Genomic DNA, 12,056 nt, shown 5'->3' on the forward strand with positions numbered 1-12,056 from the left:
CCCCCCGCGTTCCTCAGGCCGGCCAGGACCCGGTCGGCATCCGGTAGCCCCATTTTGACCCGGAACCCCCTGACGCGCTAATCTTGGTAGTCGTTGTGCGTGTCCTATTCCGATGGTGCGTGCCCGCTTGAGAATCCAGTTGCAGGATGACTACTCGACGTGCACATTCGGAACCACAGGATGACTGGTTACATGGAGCCCTCACCTCTGTTCCGGTAGCGCGCAGACAGTAGGTGCACGAGCTAGTGACACCTAAACAAGAACGCCAGAACAAGAACGAGGCAAACACCGTGCGTACGTACACCCCGAAGCCCGGCGATATCAACCGCCAGTGGCACGTCATTGACGCCACAGACGTTGTCCTTGGCCGTCTTGCAAGCCAGACCGCAATCCTGCTGCGCGGCAAGCACAAGGCCACCTATGCATCCCACATGGACATGGGCGACTTCGTCATCATCATCAACGCTGAAAAGGTTGCCCTCACCGGCGCCAAGCTGGAGCAGAAGCGCGCATACCGCCACTCCGGCTACCCGGGCGGCCTGACCTCCGTCAACTACGCGGAACTCCTGGAAACCAACCCGGTCCGCGCCGTGGAGAAGGCCATCAAGGGCATGCTCCCCAAGAACTCCCTGGCTGCACAGCAGCTGGGCAAGCTGAAGGTGTACCGCGGTGCTGAGCACCCCCACGCCGCCCAGCAGCCCAAGACTTTCGAAATCACCCAGGTCGCCCAGTAGTCCTGGCCACCAAGCAACTTATCTATACAAGGAGAATCGTGGCTCAGAACGAAGAGACCACCGAGGCCGTCGAGGCCGAGGAAACCCTGACCAGCTACACCTCTGAAAGCTCAGCTGCCGAAGCTGCGCCGAAGAAGGAGCGCCCGGCCCTGACCGTTGCCGGCGCAGCAGTTGGCCGCCGCAAGGAAGCCGTTGCACGCGTCCGCGTCGTGCCCGGCTCCGGCAAGTGGACCATCAACGGCCGCGCGCTGGACAACTACTTCCCGAACAAGCTGCACCAGCAGGACGTCAACGAGCCCTTCAAGATCCTCGATCTCGAAGGCGCCTACGACGTTATCGCCCGCATCCACGGCGGCGGCATCTCCGGCCAGGCCGGCGCCCTGCGTCTCGGCATCGCCCGTTCGCTGAACGAGATCGACGTCGAGAACAACCGCGCCACGCTGAAGAAGGCCGGTTACCTGTCCCGCGACGCCCGTGTCATCGAGCGTAAGAAGGCCGGTCTCAAGAAGGCCCGCAAGGCCCAGCAGTACTCCAAGCGCTAAAAAGGCGCCTTCCCGGAATGTGGCCGCTGGCGCGACCACATTCCGGGGCCCGCGGCGCTTTTTATCGCTTGGCTCCACAAGCGCAAGCGCCGCTTACGCAGAAGCCCGTTCCGCCGATTGGCGGGGCGGGCTTCTGCCGTTTAACCGCCGTCCAAAGTCGTATGGCCAGCCGATTCAGGGCGTTCACGCCCCATCAACTAGACTTAGCCGGTGTCTAGATTATTTGGAACAGATGGTGTCCGGGGCCTGGCGAACGGACTGTTGACAGCAGAGCTGGCGATGAAGCTGGCCCAAGCGGCCGCCGTCGTGCTTGGCCACGACCGGGCCGCCAACGGATCCCGGCCCCGCGCCGTCGTCGCGCGGGACCCGCGTGCGAGTGGTGAATTCATCGCAGCAGCCGTGGAAGCCGGTCTTTCCAGTTCGGGTGTGGACGTCTACGACGCCGGCGTTCTGCCCACCCCCGCTGCTGCCTACCTCGTTGCAGACCTGGACGCGGACTTCGGCGTCATGATCTCTGCGTCGCACAACCCCGCGCCGGACAACGGCATCAAGTTCTTCGCCAAGGGAGGGCAGAAGCTTCCCGATGACGTCGAAGACGCCATCGAGGCTCAAATGGGCGGTGAGGCTCCGCGCCCCGTCGGCGCCGACGTTGGACGCATCCAGCGCTTCTCCGACGCCGAAGACCGCTATATTGTCCACCTCCTCGGCACCCTGCCGCACCGCCTGGACGGCCTGAAGGTAGTCCTGGACTGCGCCCATGGTGCTGCGAGCGGTTGTTCCCCGCAGCTGTTCAAGGACGCCGGCGCCGACGTCTTCGTCATTGGAGCGGAGCCGGATGGCCTGAACATCAACGACGGCGTGGGCTCCACACACCTCGGTCCGCTCAAAGCCGCCGTCGTGGAGCGCGGCGCCGACCTTGGCATCGCCCACGACGGTGACGCCGACCGCTGCCTCGCCGTCGACCACGAGGGCAATGAGGTGGACGGCGACCAGATTATGGCGATCCTTGCCGTGGCCCTGAAGGCCTCCGGCAAGTTGAAGGATGACGTCCTCGTGGCGACTGTCATGAGCAACCTGGGCCTCAAAATAGCGCTCAAGGAGGCGGGCATCAGCATCCGCGAGACGGCCGTCGGGGACCGCTATGTGCTTGAAGGCATGCGCGAGGGCGGCTTCAATCTCGGCGGCGAGCAGTCCGGCCACGTAATTTTCGCTGATCACGCCACCACCGGCGACGGACTGCTGACCGGTCTTCAGTTGGCGGCGCAGGTGGCCCTGAGCGGCCGGCCCCTGAAAGAACTGGCAAGAGTGATGACGAAACTTCCTCAGGTACTGATCAACGTCAAGGGTGTGGACCGCAGCCGTGTGGGCAGCAGCGACAGCCTGGCCGCGGCAGTCCGTGCCGCCGAAGCGCAGCTCGGCGACACCGGCCGAGTCCTCCTCCGGCCGTCCGGCACGGAACCGGTAGTCCGCGTCATGGTCGAAGCCGGGGACGAGGCCACCGCGCAGTCGATTGCCGAAAGCCTGGCGCAGGTAGTCCGCACCGAGCTTGCCCTGGAACTGGTCAGCGACTGATCCGAGAGATTAACTAACTGCGGCCCGCCTCCGTCCCGGAAGCGGGCCGCCGCGGTTCCTGGCAGGCTAGAGGTTCCGGCTCCGCAAGGAGTCGCGGATCTCTGTGAGCAGTGCAATCTGCGGGTCCTCAGCAGACTCCTCTTTCACGTCGTGCTTGATCCCCAGCCGCCGGTTTCGGAACTCGATCATGTGGTTCATGGGGACCACCACCACGAAGTAGATTGCGGCGGCGATCAGCAGGAAGTTGACGATGGCCGTCAGCAGAACGCCGAACTCCACGGCATTGCCGTTGAAGTCGACCCTGCCGAAACTGTCGAAGTTCGGCGAGCCTACGAGGCCCGCGATCAGCGGCATGAGGACCTTGTTCACTAGGGCCGTAACGACGGCGCCGAAGGCGGTGCCGATGACGACCGCGACGGCAAGGTCAACGACATTGCCCTTCATGATGAAGTTCTTAAATCCTGTCAGCATGTCATCAAACCTATCGTGGACGACGTGCTGGCAGTTCAGATCGCAGTGCCCGGAGGCTTGCTACCCAGATGGCGGCCAGGGGGAGTGCGGACCACGGCGCATCCAGCGCCGAGAGCCAGGGGGACATGCCGGCGGCCAGGTGGAGGGGCGCGACCAGCCACATGAGGACAAACGCCAGGACGACGGCGACACGCAGTCCCGGATGAGGCCATCGGTCCAGGAGGTAGACGGCCACGGGAACGAACAGCACGGCGTCGTAGGTGGCAAGGTGAGGCGAAAACGTCAGGCTCGTCGCAAGCGTTGCGATCAGCACGGTGGCGGTGTCTGCAGTCGCGCCGTGCCGTAACAGCACCGTGAGCAGCACGGCCGCGCCGATCGGCAGTGAGATGAGCGTCAGAATGGGCGCGACTGCCTGGCCCCACTCCGGCGGCAACAAGGACTGCAGCAGTGACGGCAGCCCTGTCATCTTCCAGGCCTGGCCCTCCTGCACTTCTGTCATGTAGAGCGGACTGGCAAGCGCCGCCGTCCATTGCCGGATGCCGTCGACACCGACCAGGGCCAGGGAAGCGGCCGCAATGGCGGTGACACTGACAATGAAAGCTGCCAGCGCCTTGTAGCTGCGGACGGCCAGCAACACCAGCGGTATCACCAGGACGAGCTGCGGTTTGGTGAACCCCAGTCCTAGCACCGCGCCCGCCCAGCCCGGGTAACCGTGGGTAAAGAGCCGGATGCCGATAAGCCAGACGGCCAGCACGAACGCCGAGTCCTGCCCGCTGCCCAGCGCTTCGAAAGTCGGCGGCGCTGCCAAGGCGCACAGTAGGACTGTCGTCCGCCGGTTCTGGAAAAGACGCGGTGCCAGGAACCTCAGACCCAGGAAGCACCACCACAGCAGCGCCGCGTTGAGGACAAACCATAGGATGCCGCTGAGGTTATAGGGAATCAGCGCGAGGGGGGCGTAAAGCGCGGCCACCACCGGGAGTGAGACAAACCAGGCCAGCGGTACCTCGGCCCCCAGCTCGCGGCCCTGGAGCTCTGATTGAACCGCCGGATCATAGAGGTTGTCGGCGCCGTCCAGCAGCAACCGCCCGCCGGTCCAGTGAGCCAGGTAGTCCGGAAGGAAAGCGCCCTGTGTGCCGGGGTCGATGATCCGGGCGAGGCTGCCGGCCAGTAACCCTACAGCCCCGGCAACGATGAGTAGAATCGGGTAGACCCGCAATCGCTGCGGAGTGATCAAGGCATCGATGCGCGGCACGACGCGCCGAAGCAGGCTTGTTCGACGTCCGGGTTCAGCTTCCCTTGGTTTCCCCACCATGGAAGGGACACTACAGGACCGGGAAAACCGCGGGACGGAAGCACCTAGGCATACCCCGGCGCCGCACCCGCCCCGAAGTATTCCTCCAGTGTGTGCACGCCCTTTTGCGCCATGTCCGAGGCTGCCTCGACCCCGACGTAACGCAGGTGCCACGGCTCGTAGTAGTAGCCCGTGATCGGATGGAACATCCACGGGTAGCGGACCACGAACCCGAAGCGGTGCCCGTTCGCCTTCACCCACACGGCGGCTGGCTGGTCCGCGAAGCATGGCTGAAAACCGCACGCTCCGCCGCCGTCGGCGATGTCGAAGGCCCAGCCGGTCTGATGCTCGGAATATCCCGGCCGAGCACTCGCCGTGTCCGCATCCGCCTGCCCGCGCGCTGCCACGTGGCTGTTATAGGTCGCCGTCTGCGCCGCGAAGGAGCGGTACCCGCTCGCCAGGACCAGGGCGACGCCGTCCGCCGCGGCAGCCGCGAACATCGCCTCGGCCGCCGCCGCCGTCGTGCTGTTCAGCAGTGCAGCCTCCCCGGACGCCGTGGTGGCGACCGCGGGCCGCACTAAATCTGCCGGTGCAAAATCTGCAGGGGCAAGCGGCCGGTGCTTATTGACAATCAACCAGGGACTCGTCGGGTCGGTGAGTGAAAAGCGCGACGGCTTGCCCGCTGCCGCTTTGGTTGGCGAGGGAGCGGGCCTGGCAGCCACAGTGGCGCGTGCCGTCGTCGGGCTTGCGGAGGGTGAAGTCGACGCCGGTGGAACGGCCGACGACGGCGTCCCCGCCTTGGGAGCCTCGTGCGTGCAGGCGGTCAGTACAGTCAGCCCCGTCCCGGCTGCGAGGAAGCGTGCGAAGGAGCGGCGCGACGGCGGACCGCAGTCCTGGCACATGTGTGTTAAACCTTCCTCAGGAGCATGCGGCGGATTGAGTGATCCGCGTCCTTGGTGAGCACCAGCTGCGCCCGGCCCCTGGTGGGGAGCACGTTCTCCTCGAGGTTGGGCTCGTTGATGCGCTTCCAGATATCGCGCGCGGTACGCTCGGCCTCTTCGTCGGAAAGCGTGGCGTAACGGTGGAAGTAGGACTCCGGCTGGGAGAAGGCGGTGCTCTGGAGCTTGCGGAAACGCTCCACGTACCACTCCTCGATGTAGGAGGTCTTTGCGTCCACATAGATCGAAAAATCGAAGAAGTCGCTCAGGGCGAGGCCCTGCCGGCCGTCATGGCGGGGGCGGGCCGGTGCGAGGACATTCAGGCCTTCGACGATCAGGACGTCGGGGCGGCGGACGACAACTTCCTTGCCGGGCACGATGTCGTACGTAACGTGTGAGTACCAGGGTGCGCGGACTTCTTCGGCGCCGCCTTTGATCTCGCTGACGAACCGCAGCAGGGCACGCCGGTCGTAGGACTCCGGGAAGCCCTTGCGCTCCAGCAGCTGCCGGCGCTTCAGCTCGGCCAGCGGGTACAGGAAGCCATCCGTGGTAATCAGCTCAACGTTTGGGGTGCCGGGCCAGCGCCGCAGCATCTCGCGGAGCACGCGCGCAATGGTGGATTTGCCGACGGCGACAGACCCCGCCACGCCGATCACAAAAGGGGTCCGCTGAGTCTGCTCGCCCAGGAACGTGGTGGTTGCTGCGTGAAGCTGACCTGCGGCCTCCACGTAGAGGTGGAGAAGCCGTGACAGGGGGAGGTAGACCTCGCGGATCTCCTTCATATCCAGGGGATCGCCGAGGCCCCGCAGGCGGACAATGTCCTCCTCATTGAGGGGCTGTTCCATTTGGGCGGCGAGCCGGGACCAGGTCTGCCGGTCCAGCTCGACGAACGGGGACACACCCTCGCCGTTGGCCTCGTTGCGTTGCAAAGTCACCCTAGAGATTCTGCCCCGCGCCCGGCGCAGAGCGAAATGCGGGGCTGCTGGTCAGCCCCTTCGCCGATGTGCGGTTGCCCCGGCGGACCTGTGCTGCAGGACACCTCGGTTTAGATCTCCCCGCGCCAGCCGATACTCTTGAGCCTATGTGTGGAATCGTGGGATACGTGGGCCGTTCCGTTGACGGCGTGGTTAATGGTCACAGTGCGCTGGATGTGGTCCTTGAGGGCCTTCGGCGGCTGGAGTACCGGGGTTATGACTCTGCCGGTGTGGCTGTTGTATCCGGAGGCTCCATCGAGTCCCGGAAGAAGTCCGGCAAGCTGGCCAACCTGGTGGCAGAGCTGGAGGCACGCCCGCTGCCAGAAGCTCTGACCGGAATCGGGCATACGCGCTGGGCAACCCATGGCGGCCCCACGGACCGCAACGCGCACCCGCACCTGTCCGATGGCGGCAAGCTCGCCGTCATCCACAACGGCATCATCGAAAACTTCGCCGAGCTGAAGCAGGAACTGCTTTCCAAGGGCGTGACCTTCCTGTCCGAGACGGACACCGAGGTCGCGGCGGCCCTGCTGGGCGACATCTTCCGCAACAAGCTCGGCGGCGACACCGCCAACGGCGGCCTGACCCGCGCCATGGAGCTGGCCTGCCAGCGGCTCGAGGGTGCCTTTACTCTCTTGGCGGTCCACGCGGACCAGCCGGATGTCGTGGTGGCTGCACGGCGCAACTCCCCGCTGGTGGTCGGACTGGGCGAGGGCGAGAATTTCCTGGGCTCGGACGTCTCCGGGTTCATCGACTACACCCGCCGGGCGGTAGAGCTCGGCCAGGACCAGATCGTGACCATCACGGCTGACACGGTGGACATCACGGACTTCCATGGCAATCCGGCCCAGGGCAAGGAATACCATGTGGACTGGGACCCTGCTTCGGCTGAAAAGGGCGGCTTCTCCTCGTTCATGGAGAAGGAAATCCATGACCAGCCCGACGCCGTGGCGCAGACCCTCCTGGGCCGCTCGGACATCAACGGCAAGCTGACCCTGGACGAGCTTCGCATTGACCCGGAGCTGCTCAAGCAGGTCAACAAGATCATCGTCCTGGCCTGCGGCACCGCTGCCTACGCCGGCACAGTGGCCAAGTACGCCATCGAAAACTGGTGCCGGATCCCCACCGAGGTGGAGCTCGCGCACGAGTTCCGCTACCGCGACCCGATCCTGGACTCCAACACCCTGGTGGTTTCCATCAGCCAGTCCGGCGAGACCATGGACACCCTGATGGCGGTCCGCTACGCCCGCGAGCAGGGCGCCAAGACCATTTCCATCTGCAACACCAACGGCTCCACCATCCCTCGTGAATCCGACGCCGTGCTCTACACCCACGCCGGCCCGGAGATCGCCGTGGCCTCCACCAAGGCGTTTCTGGCGCAGATCACCGCCGCCTACCTGCTGGGCCTGTATTTGGCACAGCTGCGCGGAAACATCTTCTCCGGCCAGATCAAGGACGTACTGGCGGACCTGGGCAAGATCCCGGCGAAGATCCAGACCATCCTCGACGGCGCCGGGCCCCTCCGCGAACTGGCCCGCAGCATGGCGGACGAAAACTCCGTCCTGTTCCTGGGCCGCCACGTCGGCTACCCCGTGGCCCTCGAGGGCGCGCTCAAGCTCAAGGAAATCGCCTACATCCACGCTGAAGGCTTCGCCGCCGGCGAGCTCAAGCACGGCCCCATCGCCCTGATCGACGAAGGCCAGCCTGTGTTCGTGGTGGTCCCGTCCCCCCGCGGCCGTGACTCGCTGCACTCCAAGGTTGTCTCCAACATCCAGGAAGTCCGCGCCCGCGGCGCCCGGACGCTGGTCATTGCCGAAGAAGGCGACGAAGCGGTCAAGGCCTACGCCGAGCACGTCTTCTACGTTCCGGAGACGCCCACGCTGCTGATGCCGCTGCTCACCACGGTTCCGCTGCAGATCTTCGCCGCGGAACTGGCAGCAGCCAAGGGCTACGACGTGGACCAGCCGCGCAACCTCGCCAAGAGCGTCACCGTCGAGTAGTTGACCGCTTGAGCAAGACTTGAGCCAAAAATGAACTGATCCAGTACAACCCAGGGCCCTGAGGTCGATATCGTAGGGCTCATGGGGGAGGCCCGGATCGACACTCGTGGGAGCGGCAGCCGCCGGACGGCCGGCGGCGACTTGAAGGCGGGCCTCAGACCCTGGATTCTTGCGTGGCTGGCATTTTTGCCGTACGCGATTATCCGCTCGGAGAACCTCGCCGAATCGGACACGTTCTGGCAAGTTCGGACCGGTTTATGGACGATGACGGAAGGTCGTCTTCCCCTCGTGGATCCCTTCTCATGGACGGCCGCGGGGAAACCCTGGACGCTCAACTCCTGGGCGTTTAATGTTTTGGTCGGCCTTGGGTATGAAGCGGCTGGCCTGGCGGGGGTGGCTTTCATCGCAGCATGCCTGGTCGCGGCAATCGGCGGATTGCTTCTGTATCTGGCCCGCGAGTTGGGTGCGGCTCCGCTGCCGTCCGCCGTCGTTCTGTTGGCCGGGGCGCCGCTGTTGATGCTTTACCTGTCGGCGCGACCCCAGCTTGTAGATTATGTGTCAGTGCTTGCGCTTGCTGTCTTGCTGCGGAGGTTGCTCGACGGGCGCAGGCCTGGGTGGTTACTCCTTGCCGTCGGTGTTCTGACGGTCCTTTGGGTGAACCTGCATGCGGCTGCCCTGCTCGGCGTGGCGATCGCTGGTACCAGTGGCTTGTTGGCACTTCTGGGGACGCGGACGCGTCGGCGGGCCGGGTGGCTTTTCGCTGCTGCGGTGGTGATTTTCATCGGCGCCATGGTCAACCCCTATGGAACCGGTCTGCTGGCCCAGACGGTGCAGGTCAAGGCTGAGTCGGCAGACATCACCGAGTGGCAGGCACTTAATCCGGCGGACCCCCTCCAACTCGTGCTGTTTGCGATAGGCCTGTTGGGTCTGGCCATTGCAGCCAAGCGGCGTGACCCGGTCCTTTGTGGAGCCTTGGCGGTGAGCGCAGCCGGATCTGTGGCCGCCATGCGTATTCTCCCGATCCTGGTCTTGCTGGCATTGCCCGTGTTAGCTGCAGCCATGTCCCGTGGTGCTGTCCTCCGCTATCTCTGCAGCCGGAGCAGAATGATTTCCACGGGCGCGGTTGTTCTGCTGTCGTTCGTCTTTGGAGCCGCGCTAATTAACTTTCCCTACTTCGGCCGGCCGGATCCCACGCATTTTCCGGACGCGGCGGTCAAAGCCATCCCCTCCGGTTGCACGTTGTTCAATGACTACCGACTGGGCGGCCTGGTCATCCTGCAACGGCCTGATGTCCGGGTTTCCATCGATTCGCGGAATGACCTCTACGGGGCGGACGCAGTCAGACAATCAGCCCGGGTGGCCACCGGCCGCGTCGACCCAGACCAAGGACTTGCTGGTGCAGGCTGTGTGCTGGTTCATCCCGATGGGGGGCTGGCGCAACGGTTGCGGAACAGCCCCGAGTGGAAGTTGACCTCGGCCGAGCCCGCGGCGGTCTTGTTTGTTCGCCGCTGAGATGTGGCCGTGGCGGCTTCCGTCAGAAACGTCACCGTAGAATAAGCCGCATGATCGTAGGCATTGGCGTAGACGTTGTAGACATCGAGCGGTTCGGCCGGCAGCTGGAGCGGACGCCGGGACTCCGGGACCGGCTGTTCGTGCCGGCAGAGCGGGACCTGCACACGCGGTCCCTCGCCGCCCGGTTCGCCGCCAAGGAAGCCGTGGCCAAGGTCCTGGGCGCCCCTGCCGGGATGAACTGGCAGGACTGCTGGATCGGCCTGGACGAAAACGGGCCCACCCTCCAGGTCAAAGGCACCGTCCTGGCCGTCGCCGAGGCCAAGGGAGTCAAGCGCTGGCACCTGTCCATGAGCCACGACGGCGGGATCGCCACCGCGATGGTCGTGGCCGAGCGCTAAGCCGCCCGCGCGGGGAACCGGCACGATGATCAGCGCGTACACCGGAACGCAGGTCCGGACGGCCGAGGAACCACTCCTCGCCGCCGGTCTGGGCGGTGTCCTCATGCAGCGCGCCGCCCATGGCCTCGCCGCCGGCATCATCAACGAACTTCGGACCCGCGGCCGCCGTCTTTACGGTGCCCGCGTCGTGGTGCTCACCGGCAAAGGCAACAACGGCGGCGATGGCCTCTTCGCCGCCGCTTTACTCGCGGGCAGGGGCATGCGGACGACGGCGGTACTCACCTCCGACGGCGCCCACACCGACGCCCTCGCTGCCTTCGAACGGGCCGGGGGCCGGGTGCACCGCCTGGCGCCGGACACGCTGCCGAAGCTCGCCGCGGAAGCCGGGCGCGCCGACGTCGTCATCGATGCCGTGCTGGGGACCGGCGCCCGGGGCGGCCTTCGGGGGCGTGCCGCCGACCTGGCCACCGCCCTGCTCGCGGCTCACCGCCCGGGGCTCGTTGTGGCCTGCGACCTGCCCAGCGGAGTGGACGCGGACACCGGCGAAGCAGCCGGGCCTGTCCTGCCCGCGGACCTGACCGTCACCTTCGGCGCGGCCAAAGCCGGCCTGCTCGCCGACCCCGGTGCGGACTACGCGGGCCGGGTGCAAGTGGTGCCCATCGGCATCGAAAAGTACTTGCCCATGCCCTCTCTCCGCAGACTGGACCCGGAAGACCTTGGCGCCCTCCTGCCCAGTCCGCCCCGGCGCGCCCACAAATACTCCCGCGGCGTGCTCGGCATAGTGGCCGGTTCCGCCGACTATCCCGGCGCCGCGGTCCTGGCCTGCCGCGGCGCACTGGCCGCCGGGGCGGGCATGGTCCGCTACCTTGGGCCTCCCGCTGTCGCGGACCTGGTGCGCCAGTCCTGTCCCGAGGTCGTCTGCAGCACAGGGTCAGTCGCAGACAACCGGGTCCAGGCCTGGCTGGTGGGCTCCGGGATGGGCCCGGGGGACCACGAACAGCTCAAGCGCGCCCGCGACGCCGTCGCGTCCGGCCTGCCAATAGTGGCCGACGCCGGGGCGCTGCCGGCGCTGCCCGACATCCTCGCGCCGCAGGTGGTGCTGACCCCGCACGCAGGTGAACTGGCCGCTCTCCTGACGCGGCTCGCCGCGGATACCGGCCGCGAGGCAGTGGAGGCGGGAACGCTCGCCGCCGTCCGCCGCGCCGCCGGCCTCACCGAGGCGACCGTCCTGCTCAAAGGCGCCACCACCCTTGTCGCTTCGCCCTTCCAGGATTTCTACAGCCAGTCGGACGGCACGCCGTGGCTCGCCACGGCCGGCAGCGGGGACGTCCTCGCCGGCGTCATCGGTGCGCTGCTCGCCCAGGTGGGGTCCGACGTCGGACGCTTCCGTGACGCGGGCATCGACCCGGACGAACATTGGGCGGCGATTGCCGCGCTGGGAGCGGCGCTGCACGGGCTGGCGGGGAGGTCGGCGTCGGAAGCGCGCTCAGGCGGGCCGATCACTGCTGGCGTAATTGCCGACGCAATACCCGATGCCTGGGGTAAAGTCAGCATGCTTAGTAGCGTTGGCTTCCCGGAGCGTCATAGTCGGGGGCAGCGGCTACGGTAGGCAGAGGTTCGCATC

General features: G+C 66.0%; 11 protein-coding genes. 7 read left to right on the forward strand and 4 right to left on the reverse strand.

Features of this window, described 5'->3' with window-relative positions; translation table 11 throughout:
* The first annotated feature begins 290 nt into the window (after positions 1–290).
* The 3 genes from rplM (at position 291) to glmM (ending at position 2,848) form a co-directional block, all read left to right on the forward strand.
* Positions 291–734: a 50S ribosomal protein L13 gene (gene rplM / locus ACFWIX_RS03510; RefSeq protein WP_377214923.1), complete on the forward strand. Its 444-nt coding sequence runs from the start codon at positions 291–293 to the stop codon at positions 732–734.
* Between the two features lie 38 nt (positions 735–772).
* Complete coding sequence (gene rpsI / locus ACFWIX_RS03515) at positions 773–1,276, forward strand: 30S ribosomal protein S9 (protein WP_050054349.1); 504 nt, start codon at positions 773–775, stop codon at positions 1,274–1,276.
* 210 nt (positions 1,277–1,486) lie between these two features.
* The gene (glmM, locus tag ACFWIX_RS03520) at positions 1,487–2,848 is read left to right on the forward strand and encodes a phosphoglucosamine mutase (protein ID WP_377214705.1); all 1,362 of its coding nucleotides are present in this window, start codon (positions 1,487–1,489) and stop codon (positions 2,846–2,848) included.
* 66 nt (positions 2,849–2,914) lie between these two features.
* Here glmM and mscL read toward each other — a convergent pair whose 3' ends face one another.
* The 4 genes from mscL to coaA all read right to left on the reverse strand — a co-directional run bounded on the left by mscL (position 2,915) and on the right by coaA (position 6,483).
* Positions 2,915–3,319 carry a large conductance mechanosensitive channel protein MscL gene (gene mscL, locus ACFWIX_RS03525; protein ID WP_377214706.1) on the reverse strand — a complete coding sequence of 135 codons (405 nt, stop codon included), beginning with the start codon at positions 3,317–3,319 and terminating at the stop codon, positions 2,915–2,917.
* Positions 3,320–3,329: 10 nt separating this feature from the next.
* Positions 3,330–4,571, reverse strand: a complete 1,242-nt coding sequence (locus tag ACFWIX_RS03530; RefSeq protein WP_377214707.1) for a glycosyltransferase family 87 protein — start codon at positions 4,569–4,571, stop codon at positions 3,330–3,332.
* 104 nt (positions 4,572–4,675) lie between these two features.
* Entirely contained in the window at positions 4,676–5,512 is an 837-nt protein-coding gene (locus tag ACFWIX_RS03535; protein WP_377214708.1) for a D-alanyl-D-alanine carboxypeptidase family protein, read from the reverse strand.
* Positions 5,513–5,517: 5 nt separating this feature from the next.
* On the reverse strand, positions 5,518–6,483 hold the full coding sequence (gene coaA / locus ACFWIX_RS03540; RefSeq protein ID WP_377214709.1) for a type I pantothenate kinase: 966 nt from the start codon (positions 6,481–6,483) through the stop codon (positions 5,518–5,520).
* A 146-nt stretch (positions 6,484–6,629) separates the two neighbouring features.
* On the opposite strand from coaA, the gene glmS reads away from it, so the two are divergent.
* The 4 genes from glmS to ACFWIX_RS03560 all read left to right on the forward strand — a co-directional run bounded on the left by glmS (position 6,630) and on the right by ACFWIX_RS03560 (position 12,041).
* Positions 6,630–8,522, forward strand: coding sequence for a glutamine--fructose-6-phosphate transaminase (isomerizing) (glmS, locus tag ACFWIX_RS03545; protein ID WP_377214710.1), 1,893 nt, complete (start codon positions 6,630–6,632; stop codon positions 8,520–8,522).
* An 81-nt stretch (positions 8,523–8,603) separates the two neighbouring features.
* Entirely contained in the window at positions 8,604–10,034 is a 1,431-nt protein-coding gene (locus ACFWIX_RS03550; protein ID WP_377214711.1) for a hypothetical protein, read from the forward strand.
* Between the two features lie 50 nt (positions 10,035–10,084).
* Positions 10,085–10,432, forward strand: a complete 348-nt coding sequence (locus tag ACFWIX_RS03555) for a holo-ACP synthase (RefSeq protein ID WP_377214712.1) — start codon at positions 10,085–10,087, stop codon at positions 10,430–10,432.
* A gap of 25 nt (positions 10,433–10,457) precedes the next feature.
* A complete protein-coding gene (locus tag ACFWIX_RS03560; RefSeq protein ID WP_377214713.1) occupies positions 10,458–12,041 on the forward strand; it encodes an NAD(P)H-hydrate epimerase in 1,584 nt (527 codons plus the stop codon).
* The last annotated feature ends 15 nt before the right edge of the window (positions 12,042–12,056 follow it).

It is taken from the genome of Pseudarthrobacter sp. NPDC058362 (assembly GCF_042723515.1).
Classification (GTDB): domain Bacteria; phylum Actinomycetota; class Actinomycetes; order Actinomycetales; family Micrococcaceae; genus Arthrobacter.